This window comes from Bittarella massiliensis (ex Durand et al. 2017) (assembly GCF_017566145.1).
GTDB classification, from domain to species: Bacteria; Bacillota; Clostridia; order Oscillospirales; family Ruminococcaceae; genus Bittarella; species Bittarella massiliensis_A.
Map to the genome: position 1 here is coordinate 337,275 of NZ_JABFCL010000003.1, position 26,066 is coordinate 363,340.

The 26,066-nt window shown below is 65.3% G+C and carries 19 protein-coding genes and 1 riboswitch; of the genes, 6 read left to right on the forward strand and 13 right to left on the reverse strand.

What is annotated here, in order from left to right:
- Positions 1 to 47: 47 nt before the first annotated feature.
- Positions 48 to 2,057, reverse strand: coding sequence for a sensor histidine kinase (locus HJY11_RS15645; RefSeq protein ID WP_208075064.1), 2,010 nt, complete (start codon positions 2,055 to 2,057; stop codon positions 48 to 50).
- Between the two features lie 45 nt (positions 2,058 to 2,102).
- Here HJY11_RS15645 and HJY11_RS05950 point away from each other — a divergent pair, with 45 nt between their 5' ends.
- Positions 2,103 to 3,812, forward strand: coding sequence for a hypothetical protein (locus HJY11_RS05950; RefSeq protein WP_208075065.1), 1,710 nt, complete (start codon positions 2,103 to 2,105; stop codon positions 3,810 to 3,812).
- 39 nt (positions 3,813 to 3,851) lie between these two features.
- Here the strand turns inward: HJY11_RS05950 and HJY11_RS05955 are convergent, their stop codons facing one another.
- The 5 genes from HJY11_RS05955 to HJY11_RS05975 form a co-directional block, all read right to left on the reverse strand.
- Positions 3,852 to 4,538 carry a response regulator transcription factor gene (locus HJY11_RS05955; RefSeq protein WP_208075066.1) on the reverse strand — a complete coding sequence of 229 codons (687 nt, stop codon included), beginning with the start codon at positions 4,536 to 4,538 and terminating at the stop codon, positions 3,852 to 3,854.
- Between the two features lie 329 nt (positions 4,539 to 4,867).
- The gene (locus HJY11_RS05960) at positions 4,868 to 6,745 is read right to left on the reverse strand and encodes an aryl-sulfate sulfotransferase (protein ID WP_208075067.1); all 1,878 of its coding nucleotides are present in this window, start codon (positions 6,743 to 6,745) and stop codon (positions 4,868 to 4,870) included.
- A 55-nt stretch (positions 6,746 to 6,800) separates the two neighbouring features.
- Positions 6,801 to 7,478: a Crp/Fnr family transcriptional regulator gene (locus HJY11_RS05965; protein WP_208075068.1), complete on the reverse strand. Its 678-nt coding sequence runs from the start codon at positions 7,476 to 7,478 to the stop codon at positions 6,801 to 6,803.
- Positions 7,479 to 7,573: 95 nt separating this feature from the next.
- The gene (locus tag HJY11_RS05970; RefSeq protein WP_208075069.1) at positions 7,574 to 7,888 is read right to left on the reverse strand and encodes a thioredoxin family protein; all 315 of its coding nucleotides are present in this window, start codon (positions 7,886 to 7,888) and stop codon (positions 7,574 to 7,576) included.
- A gap of 84 nt (positions 7,889 to 7,972) precedes the next feature.
- Positions 7,973 to 8,893: an NAD(P)/FAD-dependent oxidoreductase gene (locus HJY11_RS05975; protein WP_208075070.1), complete on the reverse strand. Its 921-nt coding sequence runs from the start codon at positions 8,891 to 8,893 to the stop codon at positions 7,973 to 7,975.
- Between the two features lie 180 nt (positions 8,894 to 9,073).
- A riboswitch (Fluoride riboswitch) is annotated at positions 9,074 to 9,146 on the forward strand.
- Between the two features lie 51 nt (positions 9,147 to 9,197).
- Here HJY11_RS05975 and HJY11_RS05980 point away from each other — a divergent pair.
- Complete coding sequence (locus HJY11_RS05980; RefSeq protein WP_208075071.1) at positions 9,198 to 10,403, forward strand: cation:proton antiporter; 1,206 nt, start codon at positions 9,198 to 9,200, stop codon at positions 10,401 to 10,403.
- Between the two features lie 84 nt (positions 10,404 to 10,487).
- Here the strand turns inward: HJY11_RS05980 and HJY11_RS05985 are convergent, their stop codons facing one another.
- Entirely contained in the window at positions 10,488 to 11,108 is a 621-nt protein-coding gene (locus HJY11_RS05985; protein WP_208075072.1) for a hypothetical protein, read from the reverse strand.
- Positions 11,109 to 11,371: 263 nt separating this feature from the next.
- On the opposite strand from HJY11_RS05985, the gene HJY11_RS05990 reads away from it, so the two are divergent.
- The gene (locus HJY11_RS05990) at positions 11,372 to 11,932 is read left to right on the forward strand and encodes a thymidine kinase (protein ID WP_208075073.1); all 561 of its coding nucleotides are present in this window, start codon (positions 11,372 to 11,374) and stop codon (positions 11,930 to 11,932) included.
- Positions 11,933 to 12,033: 101 nt separating this feature from the next.
- On the opposite strand, the gene HJY11_RS05995 is transcribed toward HJY11_RS05990, so the two are convergent.
- Positions 12,034 to 13,431 carry an NYN domain-containing protein gene (locus HJY11_RS05995; protein WP_243764217.1) on the reverse strand — a complete coding sequence of 466 codons (1,398 nt, stop codon included), beginning with the start codon at positions 13,429 to 13,431 and terminating at the stop codon, positions 12,034 to 12,036.
- 198 nt (positions 13,432 to 13,629) lie between these two features.
- Here HJY11_RS05995 and HJY11_RS15650 point away from each other — a divergent pair, with 198 nt between their 5' ends.
- Positions 13,630 to 15,558, forward strand: a complete 1,929-nt coding sequence (locus HJY11_RS15650) for a GTP-binding protein (protein WP_208075074.1) — start codon at positions 13,630 to 13,632, stop codon at positions 15,556 to 15,558.
- Between the two features lie 71 nt (positions 15,559 to 15,629).
- Here the strand turns inward: HJY11_RS15650 and gatB are convergent, their stop codons facing one another.
- Genes gatB through aspS form a run of 3 tightly spaced genes read right to left on the reverse strand, consistent with a single transcriptional unit; the run spans position 15,630 to position 20,602 of the window.
- Positions 15,630 to 17,066, reverse strand: coding sequence for an Asp-tRNA(Asn)/Glu-tRNA(Gln) amidotransferase subunit GatB (gatB, locus tag HJY11_RS06005; protein ID WP_243764218.1), 1,437 nt, complete (start codon positions 17,064 to 17,066; stop codon positions 15,630 to 15,632).
- A complete protein-coding gene (gene gatA / locus HJY11_RS06010; protein ID WP_208075075.1) occupies positions 17,063 to 18,514 on the reverse strand; it encodes an Asp-tRNA(Asn)/Glu-tRNA(Gln) amidotransferase subunit GatA in 1,452 nt (483 codons plus the stop codon). Before gatA ends, gatB begins: the two co-directional genes overlap by 4 nt.
- A gap of 12 nt (positions 18,515 to 18,526) precedes the next feature.
- Positions 18,527 to 20,602: an aspartate--tRNA ligase gene (aspS, locus tag HJY11_RS06015; RefSeq protein ID WP_208075076.1), complete on the reverse strand. Its 2,076-nt coding sequence runs from the start codon at positions 20,600 to 20,602 to the stop codon at positions 18,527 to 18,529.
- 607 nt (positions 20,603 to 21,209) lie between these two features.
- On the opposite strand from aspS, the gene HJY11_RS06020 reads away from it, so the two are divergent.
- Entirely contained in the window at positions 21,210 to 22,415 is a 1,206-nt protein-coding gene (locus tag HJY11_RS06020) for a VanZ family protein (protein WP_208075077.1), read from the forward strand.
- 70 nt (positions 22,416 to 22,485) lie between these two features.
- The gene (locus HJY11_RS06025) at positions 22,486 to 23,016 is read left to right on the forward strand and encodes a GNAT family N-acetyltransferase (protein ID WP_368041546.1); all 531 of its coding nucleotides are present in this window, start codon (positions 22,486 to 22,488) and stop codon (positions 23,014 to 23,016) included.
- A gap of 69 nt (positions 23,017 to 23,085) precedes the next feature.
- On the opposite strand, the gene HJY11_RS06030 is transcribed toward HJY11_RS06025, so the two are convergent.
- A complete protein-coding gene (locus HJY11_RS06030; protein WP_208075079.1) occupies positions 23,086 to 24,480 on the reverse strand; it encodes an MFS transporter in 1,395 nt (464 codons plus the stop codon).
- Between the two features lie 232 nt (positions 24,481 to 24,712).
- A complete protein-coding gene (locus HJY11_RS06035) occupies positions 24,713 to 26,041 on the reverse strand; it encodes a replication-associated recombination protein A (RefSeq protein ID WP_243764219.1) in 1,329 nt (442 codons plus the stop codon).
- Between the last annotated feature and the right edge of the window lie 25 nt (positions 26,042 to 26,066).

The window sequence follows — 26,066 nt, forward strand, 5'->3', positions numbered from 1 at the left end:
GGGGGCGGGACGGCCACCGGTATTTTCAGGGAGGAAGGGAGACGCTCCTATTCCGGCGGCTGCCAGAGGGGCAGGGTGAGGGTGAAGGTGGTCCCCTCCCCCGGGCGGGAATCGGCGGTGAGGTCGCCCCCCATCTCGAGGAGGGATTCCCGGGCGATAAAGAGGCCCAGCCCCCGGCTGTTCTTGTCCTGCCGGGTGGAGAAGTGCCGCTCAAAGAGATGGGGCAGATCGCCGCTTTTTACCCCCTGGCCGCTGTCGCGCACCGCGATCCAGGCGCTCTCCCCCCGCACCCCCGCGCAAAGGGCGATGGTCCCCTCTGCCGGGGTGAAGTCGATGGCGTTGTAGACCAGGTTTTCCAGCGCCCGGGTCAGCCGGTCGGGAAAGGCCAGCACAAAGACCCCCTCCGGCGGTGGGGCGAGGGTGAAGTGGATGGCCGAGGCGTCGGTGTCCGGCCGCAGGGACTGGTGGAGCTGGCGCAGATAGAGGGCCAACTCCACCCGCTGCCGCCCGCCGGAGGGGGGTTCCTGGGCGGTGTAGCGCTGCAGGTCCCCCAGTCGCTGGGACACTTCGCCGCTTTTCTGGCCGATGATGTCCAGGTATTTCCCCAGTTCCCGGTCGCTGTCCCCCTCGCCCTGGCGGATGAGAGAGACATAGGTGGCGATGGCTGCTGCCGGCCCCTTGATGTCGTGGGCCAGGTCGGCCAGAAAGCGCCGCCGCTGGTTTTGCAGTTCGGTGAGCTGGCGGGTGCGCTGGGCCACCGTCTCCTCCAGGTGGGCGGTGAGGGCGCGGTTTTGCCGGGCAATGCGGACATTTTCCCGCACCATGGCCGCTGCCAACAGCACCACCAACCCCAGGCCGCCGTACTCCACCGGCCAGCCGCCGCGGATGGGTTCAAAGCGGTTGGCCTGGACCGCGCTCTGCCAGAGGGAAACCCCGTAACAACAGCAGCCGAGGTAGACCAGCCAGCCCGAGGGGCGCTGTTTGCGGACCCCCTGGAAGGATGTTATAATGAGACAACTTCCCACCCCGAGTCGGCAGAGGTCGATCAGCGCGCCGTAGAGGGGGAGAAAGCCCGGCGCCCGCGGCAGTATGAAGGCGTTGCAGACGGCCGAAAAGAGGGAGAAGAAGAGGGTGAGGGGCTCGGCCAACCACCGCTGGACCCGGCTCTTTTCCAGGTGGGACAGCTGGGACACCAGAGTGCACAGGCAGAAGGCCGCCCCAAAGAAGGCCGCGTCTTCCAACACATAGGGCCAGCGGCCGCCCAGCCCACCCAGCCAGTGGAGGAGGGGGTAGGCCGCATGCAGACCGAAAAGGATGCAGAAGCTGCCAAAGGCGAGGAAGTGGCGTTCCCGCCGGTCCACCGCCCAGACCGCCAGGGAGAAGAGGGCCAGGGTCACGGCGCCCAGGGAGATCGCCCCGTAAAAGAGCAGCTGTCCGGCCAGGGCCGAGGAGACGGCCTCCGGCGTCCCCAGCAGGGGCGGGTAGTAGAGGCCGCTGTAATAGTGGCTGTAATTGGCCGCCTCCACCACAATTTCGGTGCGCGCCCCCGGGGAGAAGGTGAGCAGGGCGTTTTGCAGCCCGGGCCGGTAGCCCTCCCTCTCGGGCCGCCCCTGCTGCCAGAGCAGCACCCCGTCCACCCAGATGCGGCTGGCCGAAAAGACCTCCTGCACCTGCAGGGAGAGGGCGGGCAGCGACTGGGCCCCGGTGAGGATCAGCCGGTAGGTGGCCGCGCCGTACGGGCTGCGCTCTGCCTGCCGGCGGGAGAAGTCGGGGTACTGGCCGATATAGGTCTGCTCCGGCGTTCCCCCCTGGCCGGCGGCCAGTTCCTGCGGGGTGTAGAGCCCGTCGTAGAGCTCCCACCCGCCGGTGAGGACCGCCAGCTCCCCTGCCTGCAGGGCGGCTGCGTCCAGCGGCTGCGCCCCCTGCACACTGCCGGTGGCCAGGGGAGAGGTGTACTTGTTGTCAAAGCGATAGGCCAGGGCGAACAGCCCGCCCATCAGCGCCAGGGCCAGCAGAAGGGCGGCGCTTGCGAGGGCGCCGCGGCGAGAAGGGGACACGGTGTCACCGCCTTTGAGAGTTTTTGAGGAGAAGGAGACAGAGGGATGAAAAAGAGGGGACTGGCCGGCCTGATGGCGGCCCTGTTGCTCCTCCTTTCGGCTGGGGAGGTGACGGCGTTGGCCGCCGCGCCGGCTGCGGGGGAGTACGGGCGGTTTCAGGTGTGGTATGAGGAGCACCGGGTGAGCGGCGGCACCTTTGCCCTGCAAAGGGATTTGGTCTTGGGGGAGGAGGAGTGGTACCTGGACACCGCCGACTTGTCGGGGGAGATCACCATCGACTGCGGCCCCCACCAGATTTTGATGGAGAATCCCCACCAATCGGCCTACCTGCGCCGGAGCGGCGGCAGGCTGCGGATCGTGGGGGAGGGGCGGCCCGACGGGATGATCCGGGTGGAGGACGGCGTCTTTAGCCTGTACGGCGTGGAGATCGCCGCCGAGAGCGGGGTGGCCCTTTGGCAGGGGGCCCCCGCCTGGGTGTTCATCGGTTTCGGCGGGGGGCCCACCCGCATCTCGTCCCGGGGTGAGGGCTCCACCGCCCTTCTCTGGGCGGGGGATGGGGCCGAGGGGTTGCTGGATCTCTTTCAAGGTGAATTTTCAGCCCAGGGCAGGGACAGCGCCGCCCTGCGGGCCGCCTTTCCAGTCTGCGCCCAGTTTTGCACCTTTGCCGCCCAGGGGGAGTGCGCCCGGTCGGTGGTCTGCCAGGGGGAGATCACCCTCAGCGGCAGCAGCGCACAGCCCGATCCCGCCCTCTCGGGCCAGCGGGTCGCCCGCCGGGCCTGGCAGTTGATGGGCGCGGTGGAGTGCCGGCCGGTGTCGGTCCTCCCCGGGGCGAGTGTGGAGGAGAGCGGGCTGCCGGCGGCTGTGCCGGTGGACCTTTTCTGCGAGGAGGAGGTCAACTACCAGTCCCCCAGCTTCCCCGTGCGCTGGGATGAAAGCGCCTACTGGAACGGGCAGGCCGCCGGCGGCCACTTTTCCCTTTCCGGCGCGGTGGAGCTGCCGGAGATGGAGGGCCTTCTGCCGGGGGGAACCGTTGCCGTCACCGTCGAGGTGGAGGTGACCGGCGCGGCCCCCGTCGGCGATCTCTGTGTCCGGCTGCCGGAGAGGGAGGGGGAGGACCCGGTCCTCTTGCTGACAAACCCCCGCACCTTTGGGGGGATCTACCTGCAGTCCTCCCGAGATGGGGGCCTCACCTGGTCGGAGGAGCGAGCTGTCGCCTACCAGACAGAGGGCGGAGAGAGGCTGGCCATTGATCTCCACAGCCTGGAAGAGGGGGAGTGGCAGTTTCGGGTGCGCATCACCCGCTCCCCCCGGGCGGGGATCAGCAACACCTGTCGATTTACCTGGGACGGGGCGGCCCTCTCCCCCGGCGAAAAGCCCTTGCATCCCGGTGGAGAGCCGGAGGAGGAAGAGCACGAGGACATTGACGGGAACCGGGGCGGCGGGGGCCGGCAGGACCCTGAGACCCCTCTGCCCGGCTCCGGGCAAAAGGAGGAGGGGACTCCTGGCCGCCCCGCTGTCTCCGGCTCGGCCGGTACAGAGGAGCAGGTGTCCCCGCAGCCCTCTGTACCCGATGTAGACGAGGGGCAAAACGGCGATACAGCCGCGCCGGCGGGGGAGGGCGCGGCAGCCCCCACCCTCTCCCCCGCCGGGGAGGAGCGTTCTGCCGGCGGCTGGCTCTGGCCGGCGGCGGGAGCTGCCGCCTGTGGCGCGGCGACGGCGGGTCTTCTGCTGCTGCGGCGGGCCCGGCGCAAATAGGGAGAGAGGGGAGCGGCCCACAGGCCGCCCCCCTCTTTTCTACGCTGTGGGCGGCGGGGAAAACCGGTAGCCCTTTCCCCAGACGGTCTGTATCAGGGAGTGTTCGGGCAGCGCTGCGGCCAATTTTTTGCGGAGTTGGGCCACGTGTACCTGAACGGTGTGGGTGCCCTCCAGTCCCGGCTGGTTCCAGATGGCCCGGTAGATGGCGTCCTGGGTATAGGGGGCGTCCCGGTGCTGGGCGAGAAAGGCCAGGATGTCAAATTCGCTGCAGGTCAGCTCCACCGCCTGCCCCCCGATCTCTACCTGGCGCCTGTCAGGGCGGATGCAGACGGGGCCAAACCGCATGGCCCGCGGCGCTCTGGCGCCCTGCCGGGCGCGGATGCGGGCCAGTACCCGCTGCTCCAGTTCGGCCAGGCTGTACGGCTTGCAGAGGTAGTCGTCCCCGCCGGAGAGAAAGCCCTGCACCCGGTCGTCCTCGCTCCCCAAAGCCGAGAGGAAGATGACGGCCGCCCCGGTCTCCTTGATGGACTGGCAGAGTGTGAGCCCGCTCTGGTCGGGCAGCAGCACGTCGACCACGGCGCAGTCAAAAGGGGGGGATGTCCGGGATAGGCACAACGCCTCCCCGGCATTAAGGGCGGTGGCCACGAAGAAGCCGCGGCTGGAAAAGTAGTCGAAGAGGGCCCGGCAGACAGCCGGGTCATCGTCGACGGCGAGCAGTCGGTACATGCAAAAAAGTCCCCCTATCTGATTTTGGGAAAGCACCCTTACTGGTGAGAGGCCCTGCCAGCTGGCGGAGTGAATCCGATTGTGCCGCCCGAGCGGAGCGCGCAGTGGTATTTGGCCATGGGGCAGGGAGTGAGCGCAGCTTGTGCATCTGCCCGGCCGTCCCCAGGTACAATAGCCGCTTTGCGGCTATTATACCATGTTCCCTTTTCTTTTGGAGAACGGGAAATCACAAGAAATAACAAAGCTTTTTCTCTTTGCCCTCTGCGGGCGGCGCAGAAAAACAGGGCCAAACGGCAACTGCTGTTCAGCCCTGTTTTTTAAAATCCCTGTCAGGCGGTGACGGTGACGCCGGTCTCGTAGAGTTTGTCGTCGCAGATGAGTTTGACCTGATAGCGCCCCGAGAGGCCTTCTTTGCTGATGACCTTGTCCACGTCCCGGGGGTCTGCCTTCTGGAAGGTCCCCACGCACATGGCCTTAAAGGACTGCTTGGCGGTGTTGATGAAGTAGCGGTGGGTGCTGCCGTCCTCCCCGCAGAGGAGCAGCTGCACCAGCTCCCCCTTCTCGTAGGTGGCGCTGAAGGTGAAGCGGTCATCCTCCTCCACCAAGCGGGCGCCGTAGTGTGCGGGCACCAGTTCGCCGGTCTCCTCGGCGGGGATGGGGGTGTCGAACTCGCCGGTAATCCCCAGGCTGCCCAGCACCTTGCCCGCACCCAGTTCCGCCTGTTCGCCGGCGTAGTAGAGGGGCAACTTTTCCGCCCGGTAGCAGTTGGCCGGGACGCGCAGTTCGTAGACCAGCTGGTCGTCCACCAGTTCACAGGTGATGGAGCCCAGCTGCACCCGGTCCCCGTCGGGGCCCTGCTTCATCTGGGCGGGAACCCCCTCGCAGGGGGCCCCGTCCAGGGTGCCGATGCCGCCGGAGTGCACCAGGTAGTGGCCGTCTTTATAGTACTCCACATTGGAGATGTAGCAGGAGAAAAAGGCGGCCCCCCGCTCCTTGCCGTACTGCCAGACCTGGCGGATGGTCATCTTCTCGGTGTCGATGCGGTAGCGCACCCCGCGGGTGTAGCTGTCGGCTGCCTTTGCGTAGTGCGCCGGGTCCTTGGAGCGGTAGTGGCCGTTGTCCAGGCACATGATGTCCCCGTCGGGCAGCACCATGCAGGCGTGCTGCTCGTACTGCCACTCAAAATCCTCCCCCACCGGGGTGAAGAAGTAGCGCTGCATCTCCTCCGGCCAGCCCTGGGGGTCGCCGATGATCCAGTTGAGATCGCCGGTGTCGTAGTCCAGGTTGATGATGGCGTCCTGATGGCGGCCCGAGAAGGTCAGGGAGTTGGTCTTTTTGTCGTACCAGACGGCGTTGTTGTGGAACCAGTCGCGCTCGTCCTGGCTGCCGGAACCGCCCTTGTCCTGGGGGAGGACCTTTTTGTAGTCCCAGCGCTTGAGGATCGCTCCCGTATCCCTGTCCACCAGCACGCAGCAGTCCTCTACGGTGGCGGCTTCGGGCTGCTGGGTCAAAATCAGCAGGTTGCCGTCCTCCATGGGAAAGTGGTCGTGGTGGTAGCCCCCGGGCACCCGGTACTCCTTAAAAATCTTGCCGGAAAAGGCCATCTCGTAGACGCCGGTGGTGTAGTAGGGCATTCCCACGAAGCGCTCGGTCCCCACCAGCAGGTGGCCGCCCGGCCGCCGCTTGAGGTCGAAGTTGAGCTTTTCGGTGGAGTACCAGCGGATGTCCCCCCGGTAGTCAAAGGCCACCGGGGTGGCGGCCATGGCGGCGGTGAGGACCATCACGTTGTCCCCCATATAGGCGGCGGTGGTGTCGATGGAGGTGGCCTGCGGCACCTCGTCTGGCAGCGGGCCAGTGGGGATGGAGAGGCGGCTTTTCTCCCCGTTTTCCAGGGTGATTTCCACCTGGTTGTCCCAGCCGGGGTAGAGGCCGTAGACCGGCAGCACGTGGCGGGTGCCGCGGGGAAAGCGGTGCACCATGTCCCCGGCGGGCTCTTTGCCCAGGACCCGCACCGTCACCTCGCAGGGGGTCACGGTGTGAAAGAGGACCAGGGCGCACAGGGGCGCAAAGAAGTAGGGGTTGAGCTGGACCAGCGGGTGCTGGGGGGTGTAGTCCCCGGCGTCCAGCTGGGAGAGAAGGGCCTCTTCGGCCCGGGCTTGGCGGGTGATGATGTGTTCCTGCCGGGTGTAGGAAATGGTCTTTTCCATCGCGATCTGCCTCCTGAAACCGCCTGACGGGCGGACTTTGGGTGTTTTGGGGTTTTTACAGGTAGTGAAGGGGCTGTCTCCCCGCGGCATAGCTCTCCAGCGCGGCGGGCTGCAAGATCAAAAAGCGGTGGGGCTCCCGGGCGACCACCCCTTCCTCCATCAGCCGCCGCACCATCCGCGAGATGGTGACGCTGTGGATGCCCAGGATGCGGGAGAGCTCCTCGTAGTTAAACCACCGGTCCAGGGCCAGCACCCCCTGTTGGTCGTAGGCGTTGTCCTGAAAGAAGCGGCAGAGGATGGCGGCGGTCTTGTTCTCCCGCAAAAGCATCAGGTTTTCCTCCAACCGGCCCACCTCCCGGCCCAACACCTCCATCAGGTAGCGAAAGACCCCGGCGTGTTGCTGGGCGTAGTTCACGCACTCCTCCAGGGGCACCTTGTAGCACAGGCAGTCGGTCATGGCGACGATGCTGACCCCCTCGAAGATGGGGGAGTTGCCCCGCTCCCGGTAGAGGGCGGCCTTGCCGGCGCAATCCCCCCGGTGAAAGTAGTGGAGCACCCGCTCCCCGCCGTCCTCGTCTACATAGCCCACGATCCCCGAGCCCTTGAGGATGAAAAAGAGGGATTGCAGCGGCTCCCCCTGGTGGAGGAGATAGCTTCCCCGCCGATAGAAGTGGTTGTACTCTTTTTTGAAAAGGGCGGGATTTTGGGCGATCAAATCTTCCAGCATCATCATGGCTCTCTCTCCTTTGCGGGCGTTCTCGCCTCTCTTTCCATTATAGCATGGCCGCAGGGGAAAAATGAGGGATCGGCCGTTGGGGGCGCGCTTTGCTATCCGGCGATGGTGGAGACGATGAGGGGCTTTTGCTGCAACCCCTTGAGGCGGGCTTTCTCCGCCCCGCCCTCAAAGAGGATCATGGTGGGGTACCCCTCGACCCTGTGGGCCTTGACGGCCGTGGAGTTTTCCTCAAAGCAGATCTTTACAATCTCCACCCCGTCGACCTCTTTGGCCACGTCGTTCAGGACGAAACCCAGCATTTTGCAGGGCCCGCAGGTCTTGGAGTAAAAATCCGCCAGCACCTTGGCGCCGGTTTTGACCAGCTGCTCCAGGGCGGCGCCGTCCATCTCTTTTACAGTGACTGCCATAAAAATTCCTCCCTTTGCAATCGGGGCGCGGGGCCCCGGCATCTTTCCTGCCGACAGGTGGGCGACTGCCCACCTAAAAGATATTTAGCGGGTGAGGGCGCGCACATAGCGGGCGGCGCTCTCGGCGGCGATGGCCCCGTCGCTCTCGGCGGTGACGATCTGCCGCAGCCCCTTTTCGATGGCGTCCCCGGCGGCAAAGATGCCCGGGCGGGCGGTCTTCATCTCCCGGTCGGCCAGGATATAGCCGTGGTCGTTCAAAATTCCCAGCGGGCCAAAGGGCTCGGTGGTGGGCTGCAGCCCGATGTACTCAAAGGCGCCGTCGGCGTGCACCACCAACTCCTCCCCCGTCTTGGTGGAGACCGCCCGCAGGCCGGTGAAGTGCTCGCCGGGCAGAAATTCCTTGATGTCGTAAAACGCGTAGACATCCACATTGGGCAGGGCCCGCAGCTTGTCGCAGGCCGAGGGGTCGGCCGTCAAATCAAAGAGGGTCACCACTGTCAGGCGGCGGGCCAGTTCGGCCAGATAGAGCGACTCCTCCACCGCCGAGTTGCCGCCGCCCAGCACCAGCACGTCCCGGCCCCGGTAGTTGGCCCCGTCGCAGACGGCGCACCAGCTGATGCCGCTGCCGGCAAAGTCGAACTCATGGGGGACCCCCAGCATCCGCGGCCGGGTGCCGGTGGCCAGGATCACCGCCTTGCAGGAGACGCGCTGCCCCTCTTTGCAGGAGAGGGTTTTTTCCTCCCCCCCGTCGAGAATCTCCTCCACCGTGGCGTAGTCGAAGGCGACCCCCAGCTTCTGGGTCTGCTCGAACATCGAGATGGCCAGGTCGGCCCCGCCGACCTCCTCCATCCCCGGGTAGTTGCCGATGGAGAAGGTGTTGACAATCTGGCCGCCGGGGGCCAGTTTGTCCAGCAGCAGCACCTTCATGTTGGCCCGGGCCGCGTAGATGGCCGCCGTCATTCCGGCAGGGCCGCAGCCGACAATTGCAACGTCGTAATCCGCCATAGCGCATTGCCTCCCAGCACACAAAATCGCCCGCCTCCCCCGGGGGGAGGGGGACGCTGTCATTGTAGCAGATCGGGGCGGGAATTCTTTAGCGCAGGCTAATGGCGTGGCCCGGTTTTGCCGGCGGCCGGCGCGGGCGTTTGACAACCGCCGTCAGGTCTGGTATGCTTGTGAACAGAGAAAATATTGGGGAATGAAGTGCTCCCCCGGGCAACCGAAACCGCTTTTACAAGCTGATGACTTCTGTGATTTTACCGTCGCAGAGAAGCCATCGGCTTTTTCTGCGCCCAAAGGAGAGATTTTTGTGCTCACCTCCCTCGCGCTGATCTTTTTGGTCGGCCTAGCGCTGGCCGCCATCTGTCAGCGGCTGCACCTGCCCCGCATCATCGGCATGCTGATTACCGGCGTTGTGCTGGGGCCCTATGCCCTGGCCCTCCTCGACGGCTCGATCCTCGCCGTCTCCGCTGACTTGCGGCAGATGGCACTGATCGTCATCCTCATCAAGGCCGGTCTCTCCCTGGACCTAAAGGACCTGAAGGAAGTGGGGCGGCCAGCCCTCCTCCTCTCCTTTCTCCCCGCCCTCTTTGAGATCGGGGCTGTCACCCTCTTTGCCCCCCAGCTGCTGGGTGTCACCCGGCTGGAAGCCGCCTTGATCGGGGCGGTGCTGGGCGCGGTCTCCCCGGCGGTGGTGGTGCCCAAGATGGTGCAGCTGATGGAGGAGGGGCTGGGCACCGACAAGCGCATCCCCCAGCTCATCCTCGCCGGGGCGTCCCTGGACGACGTCTTTGTCATCGTCCTCTTCACCACCTTTGTGGGGATGGCCCAGGGCGGCTCCGCCTCGGTCTGGGATTTTGCCGGCATCCCCCTCTCCATCCTCACCGGGGTCGCCCTGGGGGCTGCCGTCGGCTGGGCACTGGCCCGATTTTTTGAAGCCGCCTTTGCCCGCGGGCGGCTGGTGCGGGGCAGTCTCAAGGCGATTGTGGTGCTGGGGGTCTCCTTTTTGCTGGTGGCGGCGGAGGGCTGGCTCGCGGGGGCGCTCCCCCTCTCGGGGCTGTTGGCGGTGATGGCGATGGCCTGTGCGCTGCAGCGGGAGAGCGCGCCGCCGGTGGGCCGCCGCCTCTCTGAAAAGTTTGGCAAGCTCTGGCTGGCGGCGGAGGTCATCCTCTTCGTGCTGGTGGGGGCGGCGGTGGACATCCGCTACACCCTGGGGGCCGGGCTGGCGGCGGTGGGGCTGATTGCCCTGGGGCTCCTCTTTCGCTCGGCGGGGGTCTTTCTCTGCCTGCTGGGCACGCCGCTGGGCAGAAAAGAGCGGCTTTTCTGCGCCATCGCCTACCTGCCCAAGGCCACCGTGCAGGCGGCCATCGGCTCGGTCCCCCTGGCCCTGGGGCTGCCCTGTGGCAACACCGTCCTCTCGGTGGCGGTTCTCTCCATCCTCCTCACCGCGCCGCTGGGGGCCCTGGGGATAGACGCCAGCTGCCACACCCTGCTCCACCGGGGAAAAGCCCTTTAAAAGGGCGCAAAAAGGCCGGAACGGCGGCTGCCGTCCCGGCCTTTTTGCTGTGAGAACAGGGGTATAAACGGAGCGGGAAAAATACTATTTGCCCAGCTGCTTTTTGACAAAGGCCTTTTTGGCCTCGTCGTCCTCTTTGGCGAGCATCTCCATCAAGATGGGCTTGAGATCCTTGTCGTAGAGGTCCATGTGGGGCTCCACCTTGCCGGGGCCCTCCGGATCGAGGAACTGCTCAAAGCCCAGGCCCAGCTCCCGCCCCCGCTGGGTGTGCATGTCGATGGCGTAGTCGGGGATGGTGGGGTAGACCCCCTCGTCAAACTCGCGGAAGATGATGTTTTTGAGGATGTCGCTGGAGCGCTCCTTCTTGCACTTGCAGAGGTAGCGGATGGCGTGGATGGGGAAGAGGGCGCGGCTGCCGCCGGGGGTGTAGTCAAATTTCTGGCGCAGGTGGTCCAGGGCGTCGATCATCAGGGGGGCGTTGGGCTCCCCAAAGCAGATGTCCTCCACCGAGATCACCGCCAAGCGCATCCAGAGGAGGTTCTCCATCTCTTTGCTGGTGCAGTACATCTCGTACCCCAGGCGGATGGCGTTGTCCTCATTGCCCCGGCGAATCTCCTTTTGCAGGGCGGAGATCACCTCGTCGGCGACAAAGCCGTGGCGGGTTTTCTGGCTTGACCAGGTGTCGTAAAATTCGTGTTTGACCATGTTGGTGCGCCTGCCTTTCTTGTTGTGGACGGCAAAACAGCCGCCTATAAAAACGTTTTTATACATTTTACAGTATACCACCCGGATGGGGAAGATGGCAATTGTTTCGGGCAAAATAAGCGAGTTGTACAACCCTGCTTTTGGAAAATTGTCCATTTCAGCAATTTCCAGCGCGCGGGTCTTTTCAAACCGGGTGTGAGACGGTATACTGAAAACAACCGGGGCCGCCTGCGGGCAGCCCCTTTTTGCGGGGGGGAGAAAGGATGCCGAAACTCTATTTCAAATACGGCGCCATGGGCAGCTCCAAGACGGCCCAGGCGCTGATGACCAAGTTCAACTACGAGGAAAAGGGATACACTGTGGGGCTGATGAAGCCGGCCACCGACGACCGGGACGGGGCCGACGCCGTTCGCTCGCGCATCGGGTTGGAGGGGCGGGGGATCGTCATTTCGGGCGAGCTGAACCTCTATGACTGGTTTTTGCAAAACCGCTATGATGTGCTGGTCGTCGATGAGGCCCAGTTTCTCACCGCCGCCCAGGTCGAACAGCTCAAGGACATTGCCATGGAGTTTGTGCCGGTGCTCTGCTTTGGGCTGAAAACCGATTTTCGCACCTATATGTTCGAGGGCTCCAAGCGCCTTTTTGAGATTGCCGACAGCCTCACCGAGATCAAGTCGGTCTGCCGTTGCGGGCGCAAGGCCGAGGTCAATGCCCGCATCAAGGACGGCAGGGTGATCAAAGAGGGAGAGCAGATCCTCATCGGCGGCAATGACGCCTATATTGGGATGTGCTACAACTGCTGGAAGGCGGGCAAGCTAGAGTGAAGTCTGCCAGGAGAAGAGGGCGGCCGCCGCGGGATTTCCCGCGGCGGCCGCCCTTCGTTCGGGAAACCGCTTTTCGGCGCACTCGGCGCGCTTCAAACTGCTCACCTGCCCCGCAATTCGATGGACACGTCCCCGTTTTTAGCTATGACCAGGTGCATGGGCTTGATGTACTGGTTGTAAAACTGCCTTTTTTCCGCATCCGACATGACGATCCGGGTGGACTGAAAGGCGGACTCCATCATGGCGTTGACATTGAGGTGGAGGGACTGTTGGATATAGCGGTGCAGTTCCCGCAGAAGGGCGCTGAACTTTAACTCCTCGCTGGCGCCGGAGTAAAAATCGTCGATATAGCAGTAGAAGATCCCCGCCTTTGCCAGGGCGGCCTTCATGCCGAAACCGCACTTCTCGTGTTCCACCATCACCAGGAACCGGGCCTTTGGCAGGGAGGAGATCAGGGCCCAATAGTCGGAGTCGCTGGAGACAATAATAAAGGAGTCCACCTGGTTTTGGTAGTGTTCCCGGCAGGCCTCCGCCGTGAGTCGGATGTCTACCAGGGACTTGTTTTGCTTGATTCGCTCAATGAGCATGCGCTCCACCGGGAGGGAGAGGTAATTGTCCAATAGATCCCATGCCGTGGCGGCGTGGACGTCGTCAAAGAGGATGATTTTGCTGATTTTGGCGAGGGTATCTGAATTGAGATTTTGCAGTGCGGCGTATAGATTATAGGGGTCGGAATTCTCGCAGTCCACCACCAGGACCGTCTGCTTGCTCTCCGCCAAAAAATCGTAGATGCTCGCCTTGGCGTATCTGCCGGTGTCGGAGACCTTGCTGATGTCTGTAAATACGTCGTGATTCCACTGATACAGTAGAGCCACAAATTTTTTGTCGTGGTAGAGGATGTTGCCGCTGTCTGAGGCCGGCCAATTTAAATAGACCTGATAGGGGTAATAGGCCTGCTTTTGGTAGTAGATTTGAATGGCCTCTTTGGGGCCGCTTTCCTGCAGCCCTCCCGGCATGATGAAGATATTGCGCAGGTAGGCCCAGTTGAGCCACAGGGGAAACAACTCCCGACAGTTGTTGATGCGGTCGGTGATCTGACGGTTGATCTCCACCACATATTGAACGAGCCGGGAGTGCCGCCTGGCGACGTCGACCCCGTCTTGAGACAGCTGAGAGATGGACTCCGCCGGAACCAGTTCCGGCATGGAGGTGATGGTTTTAAACTCGAACTTCATCTTGTCGTGGATTCGGTCAAAGTTGCGTTCGATGGCTGTTCTCAGGGTGCAGAGATGCCGGATGATCCTGGCGTTTCGGTTTTTTTCCAGCAGTTCGTAGACCTCCCACTGGGGCGGTTCATGGGGGTTTTTGAAGATGCGGGTCGGCACCCCCAACAGGTAGGATACCCGGGAGATGATCCCATAGGTGTGGGAAGAGGCCTGTGCTGTATCGAGGGCTGGGACGGGCTGGGCGCTGTCGTGGGACAGAGGCAGTTCTGCCATCTCTGCATCCCCCTTTCTGTTTTGGCCAGACGGTGTAGCCCTTGTGCGGGGAGGGCGGTCTGCGCCGCACAACCGCAGCGGCTGACACCTGTTTTCTTTTAGTATATCTTTTTGCCGCGGAGGAGACAAGGGGCTTTTGCGGCGGTGCGGGGTGTGATAAAATAATTTTTATACGGTGGAAACTGGGGGGCGTACAATGTGAACAAGACCATTGGCATTTTGGCGCATGTGGATGCGGGAAAGACCACCCTTGCGGAGGGGCTTCTCCACCTGGCGGGAGCCACCCGCCGCCGGGGCGGGGTGGAGGAGGGGACCTCCCTTCTGGACTGCGACGCCATTGAGCGGGCGCGGGGGATCACTGTTTTTTCCGGGCAGGCCCACTTTGCCTTTGGAGGGGACGAGTACGCCCTCATCGACACCCCGGGCCACGCCGACTTTGCCGCCGAGATGGAGAGGTCCCTCTCGGTTTTGGACGGGGCCATCCTCCTGGTGGACGGGACCGAGGGGGTGCAGGGCCACACCCAACTGATCTGGCGGCTGCTGCGGCAGCGGGGGGTGCCCACCTTTTTCTTTGTGGGCAAGTGCGACCGGAGAGAGGCCGATCTCCCCGCCGTTCTCGCCCAGCTGCGCGCCCGCCTCTCGCCCCGGCTGCTGGATTTGAGCGGCGGCTTTGCGGGGGAACTGCCCGCGGCGGCGGTGGAGCACCTGGCCGAGTGGGACGACGAGCTGCTGGAGCGGTACCTGGAGGGGGGATACGACCGCGCCCTCTGGCTGCGGCGGGCGGCCCGGTTGGCAGCGCGGGGGGAACTGTTTCCGGTCTTTGCCGGGTCGGGCCTCACCGGGCAGGGGCTGGAGGACCTGTTGGCCGGGCTGGGAGCCCTTCTCCCCACCGATTACGGGGAGCGGCGGGAGGCCCCTTTTGCCGCCCGGGTCTTTGGGGTGCGGCGAGACCCCGGCGGGGGGCGGGTCACCTTTCTCAAGGTCCTCTCCGGCTCCCTGGAGGTGAAGGGGGAAGTGGGAGGCGAAAAGGTCAACGAGATTCGCTTTTACCAGGGGGAGCGCTATACCCAGGCCCCCCGCGCCCTGGCGGGGGAGGTCTGCGGGGTGACGGGGCTGCGCTGCCCCCTGCCGGGGGCCGGCCTGGGGACGGCGGGCGATCTGCCCGCCCCGGCGCTGCAGCCGGTGCTGCAGGTGTCGGCCCGATGGGGAGAGCAGCCGCCGGGCCGGGTGCGGGACGCCTTTTTGACCCTGCAGGAGGAGGAACCGGCCCTTGCAGTTCGCTGGGACGAGACCCTGCGGGACCTGCAGCTGAGGGTGATGGGGGAGATTCAGCTGGAGGTGTTGCGGGAGCTGGCGGCGCGCCGCTTTGGGCTGGAGGTGGATTTCGGCCCGGCGCAGATTTGTTACCGCGAGACCATTGCCGCCCCGGCAGTGGGGATCGGCCACTTTGAACCCCTGCGCCACTATGCCGAGGTCTGGCTGCGGTTGGAGCCGGGGGCGCCGGGCAGCGGGATCACCTTTGCAAGCGAGTGCTCTACCGATGCGCTGGCCCACAACTGGCAGTCCCTCGTTGAGACCCACGTGTTGGAGAGGGAGCACCGGGGGGTGCTGGTGGGGGCCCCCCTCTGCGATGTGCGGGTGGTGCTTTTAAAGGGGCGGGCCCACCTCAAGCACACCGAGGGGGGCGATTTTCGCCAGGCGGTCTACCGGGCCATCCGCCAGGGGCTCTGCGGGGCGGAAAATGTTCTTTTGGAGCCGTGGTACGACTTTACCGCCACCCTCCCCGCCGACCAACTGGGCCGGGTGCTGGCCGACATACAGCGGTTGCAGGGAACCTTTTCGCCCCCTGAGATCGCCGGGGACACGGCGGTGGTGAGCGGCAGCGGACCGGTGGCCACCCTTCTCCACTACGCCGCCGAACTGCCCGCCTTCACCCGTGGACAGGGGCATTTTTCGGCGGTTTACGGCGGGTACCGGCCCTGCCACAACGCTGACGAGGTGGTGGCCGCCGCCGGTTACGACCCGGAGCGCGACCTGGAAAACCCGCCCGGTTCGATTTTCTGCGCCAGGGGGGCGGGATACCCGGTCCGCTGGTGCGAGGTGCCCGGCATGGCCCACCTCAAATAGGGAGCCGCCCCTTTTTCCGCGCAAAAAGCCGCCGCCAGAGGTCTTTCTGGCGGCGGCTTTTTGTCTTGGGGTCAGTGCTCCAGCAGGCGCTGCAGAATTGCTTGGGTGCGGGCGGGGTCGGCGCGGCCCTGGGTGGCCTTCATCACCTGCCCCACCAGGGCCTGCAGGGCGGCCTTTTTGCCCCGGCGGTAGTCCGCCGCCGAGCGGGGGGACGCCTGCACCGCCTCTTCGGCCAGCTGGGCAAGGGCGGCTTCGTCAGTGATCTGCCACAGCCCCCGGGCCTCGATCCACCCCTCGGGCGAGCTGTCTTGCCGCCAGAGGGCTTCCAGCGCCCGGCGGCAGGTGGAGCTGTTGATCTTCCCCTCCCCCCAGAGATCGCAGAGGGCGGCCAGATGGGCGGGAGAGAGGGGGATTTTGCCCCCGTCCTCCCCCAGGAGGGAGAGGACCCCGCCCAAAATCAGGTTGGCCGCCAGCACGGGGTAGCGGCAGCGGGATGCGGCCGCCTCGAAGTAGTCGGCCACCTCCCGCCGGGCGGTCAGCTGTTCGGCGGTGTAGGGGGCGAGGCCGAAGCGGGCCACGTAGTCGGCCTTGCGGGCGTCTGGCAGGGCGGGAATCCCCTCTTGCAGCCGGGCCAGAAAGGCCTCGTCGATGCGGATGGGCGGCAGGTCGGGGTCGGGAAAGTAGCGGTAGTCGTTGGCGTTTTCCTTGCGCCGCATGGAGAGGGTCTTGCCGCTGTCCTGGTCAAAGCGGCGGGTCTCCTGCAAAACGGCCTCCCCGGCTTCGAGGGCGTCCACCTGGCGGCGAAACTCGTACTCGATGGCCCGGGTGACCGACTGGAAGCTGTTGAGGTTTTTCATTTCGGTCCGGGTGCCGAGGGACTCGTCCCCCACCCGGCGCACCGAGAGGTTTACATCGCAGCGCAGGGAACCCTCCTGCATTTTGCAGTCGGAGATGCCGGTGTAGAGGATGACCGCCCGCAGCTTTTGCAGGTAGGCCTTGGCCTCTTCGGCCGAGCGGATGTCCGGCTCGGAGACGATCTCAATGAGGGGCACCCCGCAGCGGTTGCAGTCGACCAAGGTGCCGCCCCCGGGCAGGTGCACCAGCTTTCCCGCGTCCTCCTCGATGTGGATGCGGGTGATTCCGACAGTCTTTTGTCCCCCCTCGGTCTCGATGGAGAGGGCGCCCCCCTCGCAGAGGGGGAGGTCGTACTGGGAGATTTGATAGGCCTTGGGCAAGTCGGGGTAGAAGTAGTTCTTTCGGTCCTGCCGGGAGCGGGGGGAGACGCGGCAGCCGGTGGCCAGCCCCGCCTTTACCGCAAACTCCACCACCTGGCCGTTGAGCACCGGCAGGGTGCCGGGCATCCCCATGCAGACGGGACAGCACTGGGTGTTGGGCGGGGCGCCGAAGGCGGTGGGGCAGTCGCAGAAAATCTTGGCGGCCGTTTTCAGCTCGACGTGCACCTCCAGCCCGATGACCATCTCATACCCTTTGTAGGTTTTTGCACTCATTGTCTCTCCCCCTCTCTCTCCTGTTCAAAGGCCTGCCCGGCCCGGTAGAGCGTCCCCTCGCCAAAGGGGCGGCCGATGAGCTGCATCCCGATGGGAAGGCCCTGGCTGTCCGTCCCGCAGGGCAGGGCGAGGGCCGGCACCCCGGCGATGTTGACGGGCACGGTGTAGACGTCTCCCAGATACATCTGCAGCGGGTCGGCGGTCTTCTCGCCGATCTTGTAGGCGGTGGTGGGGGCCACCGGGGAGAGGATGCAGTCGAAGTCCCCGAGGATCCGGTCGAAATCCCCCTTCACCAGGGTGCGCACCTGCTGGGCCTTTTTGTAGTAGGCGTCGTAGTAGCCCGAGGAGAGGACAAAGCTGCCCAGCAGGATCCGCCGCTTGACCTCCCGCCCGAAGCCCTCGGTGCGGGTGTTTTTGTAGAGGCTGTCCAGGTCGCTGTAATGGGGGGAGCGGTAGCCGTACTTCACCCCGTCGAAACGGGCCAGGTTGGAGGAGGCCTCGGCCGAGGAGATGACGTAGTAGGCCGGCAGGGCGTATTCCAGGGTGGGGAGGGAGACCTCCTCCACCCGGGCGCCCAGGCGGGCGAAGGTGTCGGCTGCCGCGCGGATGGCGGCGGCGATTTCGGGGGAGAGGCCCTGGCCGAAGTACTCCTGCGGCAGGGCGATGCGCATCCCCTCCACCCCGCTGTCGAGTTGGGCGGTAAAGTCGCCCCAGTCGCGGTCCAAACTGGTGGCGTCGCGGCTGTCTTTCCCCGCCAGGGCGTTGAGCACCAGGGCGTTGTCCCGCACCGTGCGCGTCAGCGGCCCCACCTGGTCGAGGGAGGAGGCGAAGGCCACCAGCCCGTAGCGGGAGACTGCGCCGTAGGTGGGCTTCATCCCCACCACCCCGCAGAAGGCCGCCGGTTGGCGGATGGAGCCGCCGGTGTCCGAGCCCAGGGCAAAGGCGCACTCCCCGGCGGCCACGGCGGCGGCCGCCCCGCCGGAGGACCCCCCAGGCACCCGGCTCAAGTCCCGCGGGTTGCGGGTGATCTGAAAGTGGGAGTTCTCGGTGGAGGAGCCCATGGCGAACTCGTCCATGTTCAGTTTCCCCAGGCTCACCGCCCCGGCCCCCTCGGCTTTTTCGACGGCGGTGGCGGTGTAGGGGGGGATGAAGGTCTTTAGCATCTTGGAGGCGCAGGTGGTGGGGACCCCTTCGGTGCAGAGGTTGTCCTTGACCCCCATGGGCACCCCGGCCAGAGGGGGGAGGGTCTCCCCGGCGGCCCGCCGCGCGTCTATCTGTTCGGCGGCGGCCAGGGCCTGCCCGGCGGTAATAGTCAAGAAGGCAGCCACCTGGGGCTCGGCGGCGGCGATCTGTGCCAGGTGGGCCCGGGCGACCTCCTGGGCGGTGAAGGCCCCGGCCCGAATCCCCTCGGCCAGGGACCAGGCGGTGTATTCTGTCAACTCTTTCACGGCGCGATCCTCCTATTCTACCGCCGAGGGCACAAAGAGGTAACCCTCTTGTGCCTCGGGCGCATTTTGCAGCAGTTTTTCCCGGCCGATGGAGGGGCGGGGACACCCGGGGCGAAAGACGTTTTCCAGCGGCACCACGTGGGAGGTGACCGCCACCCCCTCGGTGTCCACCTGGGAGAGGGCGTCGGCAAAGGCGATCATCCCCTCCATCTCCCGGGCAAGGGCGGCCCGCTCCCCCTCTTCGATGCGCAGCTTTGACAGCTCGGCCACCGCCTCCACGTCGATGGAGGGGGCCGGGCGGGCCCCTTCTCCCCGGCTGCCGGGGCGGAGGAGGGCGTCCAGCCCCAGCTCGGACAGCTGTCCTGGGTCCACCGTTGAGGGGGCCTCGGTGAGGGGACAGACGGCGTCTTTGTTTTTGGGGAAGGCGATGACCTCCCGCAGGGAGGGGGCCCCCAACATCAGCATCACCAGCCGGTCCAGGCCGAAGGCAAAGCCCCCGTGGGGCGGGGTCCCGTAGGAGAAAGCCCGCACCAAGAAGCCAAAGCGCTCCTCGATCTCCGCGGGGGAGAAACCCAGGGCGGCAAACATCTGCCGCTGCACCTCGGGCTGGTGGATGCGGATGCTGCCGCTCCCCAGTTCTACCCCGTTGAGAACCACGTCGTAGGCCTGGGCCCGCACCCGGGCGGGATCGCTCTGCAGATAGGGCAGGTCCTCGGGGTAGGGCATGGTGAAGGGGTGGTGGGTGGCCAGATAGCGCCCCTCCTCCTGCGACCACTCAAATTCGGGGAAGTCGGTCACCAGGCAGAAGCGGTAGTCCCCCTCCCGCCGCAGGCCAAGCATCTGGGCCAGGTCCAGCCGCAGGCCCCCCAGGGTGCGGCAGACGGTGTCGAAGGTATCGGCGCAGAAGAGGAGAAAGTCCCCCGGCTGGACGCCCGCCCGCTGCAGGATGGCGGCCAGCTGGGCTTCGGTGAAGTACTTGGTGAGGATGGAGCTGATCTCCCCGTCGGGGCGGACGGCGATCCAGGCCATCCCCTTGGCGCCGTAGCCCAGGGCGCGGCGGGTCAACTCCTCGATCTGGGAGCGGGTGAGGGAGGCCCCGCCGGGCAGGTTGATGCCCCGCACCAGGCCGCCTGCTGCCACCGCCCGGGAGAAGACCGAGAAGCCGCAGCCTGATGCCAGGTCGGTCAACTCCACAATGGGGAGGCCAAAGCGGAGGTCGGGCTTGTCGGTGCCGTAGCGGTCCATGGCCTGACGCCAGGTCAGGCGGGGGAAGGGCTCCTCTATCTGCACCCCCAGCACCTGGGAAAAGAGGGTTTTGAAGAGCCGCTCCAGGTGCTGCAAGATGTCCTCCTGGTCGACAAAGGAGAGCTCCATATCCACCTGGGTGAACTCGGGCTGGCGGTCTGCGCGCAGGTCCTCATCCCGAAAGCAGCGGGCAATCTGGTAGTACCGGTCCACCCCGCCCACCATCAGCAGCTGTTTGAAGATTTGGGGGGACTGGGGGAGGGCGTAGAAGGAGCCGGGGTGCACCCGGCTGGGCACCAGATAGTCCCGCGCCCCTTCGGGGGTGGATTTGGTGAGCAGGGGGGTCTCCACCTGCAGAAAGCCCGCCCCGTCCAAGAAATCCTCCACCGCCCGCACCACCCGGTGGCGAAAGCGGAGGTTTTTTTGCAGTTGGGGGCGGCGGATGTCCAGGTAGCGGTACTTCATCCGCACGCTCTCCCGCACCCGCTCCCCCTCTTCCAGAGAGAAGGGGAGGGTTTCGGCCCGGGAGAGCAGTTCGATCTCCCGCGCCGCCAGTTCGATGGTGCCGGTCTCCAGCTTGGGGTTGTAGGTCTCCTCCCCGCGGATGCGGATCTCTCCCCGCACGGCAATCACCGACTCGCTCTTTAGCCGGTCGGCCACCAAAAAGTTCTCGGGGCTGAGGTTGCGGGCGTCAAAGACCACCTGCAGGATGCCCTCTCTGTCCCGCAGGTCCACGAAGATGACCCCGCCCATGTCCCGCTTGGTCTGTACCCAGCCGGCGGCGGTGACGGTGCGGCCGGTATCCCGCTCTCGCAGGGCGCCGCAGTAATCGGTTCGCTTCACAACAATCGCTCCTCCTTTTGCGCTTGGCGCTTCAAATGCCGCCGGGCAGAGGATGGAAAAAAGAGAGCCCTCCGCCCCGCAAATTGGGACGAAAAGCTCTCTTCACTTTCCGCGGTACCACCCAAATAAGCCGCGCCCTTGCGGCCCACTCGTCACACACTGTGTCCGAAAGGGGATGTGATCCGCCCCCTCTCGGCCTATGGTTTGCGGCTGTAACGCGCCGCCCGCGTCTGAGCCTACTGCCGGCAGGGCCGGGTTCGGTCAGCGGCTCGGGGATGTTCTTCCCCCCGCTTCCTCTGCGCCGGCTCTCACCTCTCCCGGCTCTCTGTCGCGTTGGACTGCGGGGCTACTCTTCCCGTCGTCACCTTTCTCTGTTGTGAATGAGGTTATTATATCCCGATTTGAGCGGTTGTCAAGCGGCCCGCCCCAATTTTTTTGCGGCCGGCCGGTTGGAGGGCAGCCCATTGGCGGGTTTTTTGCAAGGGCATAGGGCGCGGCGCTCACCGCTTTGGGGGGATGGCCCCGCGGTTTGAGACAGTTTGTGCGTTTTAAAAAATAGTCTTGATTTGGCGGCCCGGGTGTGTAAAGATAGAAGGACGAACCGGCTTTGCTTGCCGATAGAAAGGCGGTGTTTTTGGTGCGGTCCTACCTCGTCCCCATCCAGGCGGCCTTCCTCCTCTTTCCGGTGCTGGCCGCCCTCTTCTCCCTGCCCTATGTGGTGGCCCAGTACCGGCGGTACGGGGCGCTACTCCTCTTTCGAGTGCTCGTCGTCTACTCCCTCATCCTCTACCTGATGTGCGCCTTCTTCCTCACCGCGCTCCCCCTGCCGCCCATCTCCCAGGTGGCGGGGATGACCACCCCCATCCGCCAGCTGCACCCCTTTCACTTTGTACAGGTGTTTTTGCAGGAGAGCTGCCTGGCCCCCGGCGACCCCTCCACCTGGCTGCCCGCCCTGCGCCAGGGCTGCTTTTACCAGCCGGCCTTCAACCTGTTGCTCCTTTTCCCCCTGGGGGTCTATCTGCGCTATTACTTTGGGCGGGGGTGGGCCTCCACCCTGCTGCTGGTCTTCTCTGTCACCCTCTGTTTTGAGCTCATCCAGTACTCGGCTCTCTTCGGCATCTACCCCCGGCCCTACCGGATGTTTGACGTGGACGATCTCTTCCTCAACACCCTGGGAGGGATGTTGGGCTTTTGGCTCACCCCGGCCCTCAGCTGGCTGCTCCCCACCCGGCAGCAGCTGGACACCCTCTCCTACCGCAAGGGGCGGCGGGTCTCCTACCCCCGGCGGCTGGTGGCTTTCTGCCTCGACTGGGGGCTGCTGGCGGGCTTTGTCACCCTGGCCCACCGGGGGCTGGGCTGGCCCGGCCTGCGCGACCTGTTGGGGCTGCGCAGCTGGGAGGTGGCTCTGCTCTATTTGGGGCTGGTCTTCCTCTACTTTGTGGCGCTGCCCTGGCTCGCCGGTGGGCGCACCCTGGGCAAGGCCCTGGTGGGGCTCAAACTCGCCGGGGAGGGGGGAGAGCGCCCCCGGTTTTGGCAGCTCCTGGTCAGGCAGGGGATGCTCTATCTGGTCTTTCTCCCCGCGCCGGTGGTGGCTCTGCGGCTCTTTGAGCGGCGCGCCGCCCTCTCCCAAGGACTTGATCTGCCGGTATTGATCCTCTTTTCCCTGTTGGGGCTGGTCTCGGCCTTCTTCGTCTTCTCCCTCTTTGCCGCCGGGCTCACCCGGCAGCACCGGCTGCCCTACGACAAGCTGGCCGGCACCGAAAACCGCAGCACTGTCGCCCGCCGGGGCGGGGAGGAGGCGCCGCGGCCTTGACAGCCCCGGGAACAGATGGTATGATGCCCCAAACACCCGCCGCCCGGCGGTGAAAAAGGGAGGGCTTTTGATGCCGTTACAGCTTGTATTTCCCAGCGAGGAGTGGGGCGACCAGGTGCTCTGCTACCGCGCCGAGTTTTTCGAGGCGGGCGACAGCCTGGACGGCACCGCCGGTCTTGCCGAGGCGGGCAGCTTTGCCGCCTGGCTGGCCGCGGTGCGCCGGAACCGGCGGGAGGAGACCGCCCTCCCCGGCATGGTCCCCGCCACCACCCTGCTGGCGGTGCGGCCAGAAGACGGGCAGTTGGTGGGGATGATCGACATCCGCCACCGGCTCAACGACTACCTGCGGGGCTTTGGCGGCCATATCGGGTACAGCGTCCGCCCCTCCCAGCGGCGGCAGGGATACGCCAAGGAGATGCTCTGTCAGGGGTTGGCGCGCTGCCGGGAGATGGGGCTTGCGCGGGTGCTGGTCACCTGCGACCGGGAAAACCGCGCTTCGGCGAGGACCATCCTCGCCTGCGGCGGGGTGCTGGAGGACGAGCAGGAGCGGGAAGACGGCGGTGTGACCCAGCGCTACTGGATCGCCCTGCCCCCTGTCTAAAGCCGATTTTGCAGAGAAAGAGGACCGCGAGAGGATTTCTCTCGCGGCCCTCTTTTTAAAAGCGGGGCGTCAGGGAGCCAGCTCCCCCGTCTCAGCGGGGCGGTGAGCGCTGGCGGCTGCCTTTTTCTCGCAGCGGGGGAGAACGATGAAGTAAAGGGTCGCCCCCACCAGGAAGATCAGCAGGATGCTCAGCACCCCCCAGGGAGCGGCCTCCTGGGCGACCCCCTCCAGCACGGCGGCAGGTGCGTCGGCGGCAATTCCCCGGGAGGAACGGATGGCCGAGGCCGCCACTGAGGAGGCCAGGGCCACCACGCTGGGGCCGATGATGGCCGAGAACTTGCCGAAGATGTCGTAGAAGCCGAAAAACTCGCCCGAGCGGGAGCGGTCGGGGATCATCTTTCCGAAGAGGCTGCGGCTGAGGGCCTGGATCCCCCCCTGGCTGGTGGCCACCAGGATGGCCAGCACCCAGAACTGCCAGATGGAGCGGATGAAGAAGCCAAAGACACAGATGCACATGTAGATGCCGATGCCCACCCCCACCATGGCCCGGGCGCCAAACCGGCCGGCCAGCTTTTGGTAGAGCAGTGCAAAGGGCAGCCCCAGCAGCTGCACCAGCAGCAGGGCCAGCAGCATCTCGGTGGAGCCCAGGCCCAGGGTGTCGCCGTAGCTGGTGGACATGTGGATGATGGTGTTCACCCCGTCGATATAGAAGAAGTAGGCCAGCAGGAAGACCAGCATCTGCCGGTGGCGGACAATCTCCCCCACCGTTTTGCCCAGCCCCTTTAGGGCTCGTTTCACCGCCCCGGGGCGGTAGGGTGTGCCGCTTTTCTGGCGGACGTTTTTGAGCAGCGGCCAGCTGAAGCAGAGCCACCAGAGGGCGGTGAAGCCAAAGGCAAAGCTCAAGCAGTAGATCATCTCCACCCCCACTAGATTGAGCAGGAGAAAGAGGAGCAGGGGGATGGTGCTCCCCTCGATGTAGCCCAGGCCGTACCCCAGCAGGGAGACCCGGTCCATCCGCTCGGGGGAGGTGACGTCGACGAGGAAGCTGTCGTAGTAGAGGTTGGCCCCGGCAAAGCCCACCTGGCTGACGATGTAGAGCCCCAAAATCCAGAGGCCCACCCGCTCGGCCACGGCGGTGTCGGTAAAGCCGGTGAGGGGGGGGATGGCCAGCCCGGTGCAGGAGAGGATCCCCACCGCCAAAAAGATGCAAAACAGCCGCTTGCGCCAGCCCCAGAAGTCGCCCAGCGCCCCCAGGATGGGGGCCAACAGGGCCACCAGCAACATGGCGATGCTGGTGCAGTAGCCCCAGGTGGCCATGCTGCTGGCGGAGTCCCGGGTAAAGCCGGCCACGGTGCCGTAGAAGATGGGCAGCACGGTGACCACCACCACGCTGTGGGCCGAGTTGGCCCAGTCGTACATCATCCAGCTCTTTTCCTCTTTGCTGTAACCCTTTAACAGTCCCATTGCGATGCCCTCGTCTCTCTCTCATTTTTTGCGGGGGAAGGGCGGCCGCCGCCTTCGGCGGGCCGGGTCGGTTGCCAGATGGCCGACAGGGGGCGCTGGAGTGGCCCAGCGCCCGCTTTTGGCCTGGCGGTCTTTTGCCGGGGATCAGACGGCTACCCCTATCCTACCACAGCTGCCTGAAATGACAACCAGTCGGGGAGAAAAATGACGGAGATTTTGCAAAAGGGAAGGACTATCCCCTCCAGCCGTGTTCCCGTTTCCACCGCTCGATCTGCTCCAACCGCTCCCGGTAGCGCTTTTCTGAGCCCTGGTCGGTGGGCTGGTAGTACCGCTTGCCCAGCAGGGAGTCGGGCAGGCACTGCATGGCGGTCACCCTCTCGCCGGCATCGTGGGCGTACTCATACCCCTCGCCGTAGTGCAGCTCCTTCATCAGGCGGGTGGGGGCGTTGCGAATTTGCAGGGGGACCGGTTCGGCCAACATCCCCAGGGCGTCCTTCTTGGCGCTTTCATACCCGGTGTAGAGGGCGTTTGACTTGGGGGCCAGCGAGAGGTAGGTCACCGCGTGGGCCAGGTTGACCGAGCACTCGGGCATGCCGATGAAGTGACTGGCCTGGTAGGCGGCCACCGCCACCTCCAAAGCGCGGCTGTCGGCCATCCCCACGTCCTCACTGGCGAAGCGGATGAGCCGCCGGGCCACGTAGAGGGGGTCCTCCCCGGCCTCCAACATCCGCGCCAGCCAGTAGATGGCCGCCGAGGGGTCGCTGTTGCGCATCGACTTGTGCAGGGCCGAGATCAGGTTGTAGTGCTCCTCGCCCCCCTTGTCGTAGAGGAGGGATTTTTTGCTGATGCACTGCTCCAGGCTCTCCCGGGTGACCACCGTCCGCTCCCCCTGCCGCTCTGCGTTGAGGACGGCCATCTCCAAAGTGCCCAGGGCGGTGCGGGCGTCGCCGTTTGCAAAGGCGGCCACCGCCCGTACCAGCTCGTCGGCCATCTCCACCTGCAGCTTGCCAAAGCCCCGCTCATCCGTCAGGGCGCGGTGGAGCAGTTCGGCGATCTCCTCCTCCTGCAGGGGGTGGAGCACAAAGACCTTGCAGCGGGAGAGGAGGGCCGAGTTGATCTCAAAGGAGGGATTTTCGGTGGTGGCGCCGATGAGGGTGATGCTCCCCCGCTCCACGTAGGGGAGGAAGGCGTCCTGTTGGGCCTTGTTGAAGCGGTGAATCTCGTCCACAAAGAGGATGGTCCGATCCCCCATCAACCGGCTGCGCTCGGCCGCCGCCATCACCTCTTTGATCTCCTTGATGCCGCTGGTGACGGCGCTAAAATCCACAAACTCCGCCTGGGTGCGGCGGGCGATGATCCGGGCCAGGGTGGTCTTGCCCACCCCCGGCGGCCCCCAGAAGATCATCGAAGAGATCAGGTCCTGGTCGATGAGCTGGCGCAGGATCTTCCCCTCCCCCAGCAGGTGGCGCTGACCCGCAAATTCCTCTAGTGTCTCCGGCCGCAGGCGGGCGGCCAGGGGCTGCGACTGGGTGCGGGAATCAAAAAAGCTCTGCTGTTTCAAACGGTGCTCCCTCCTCGGTGCCATG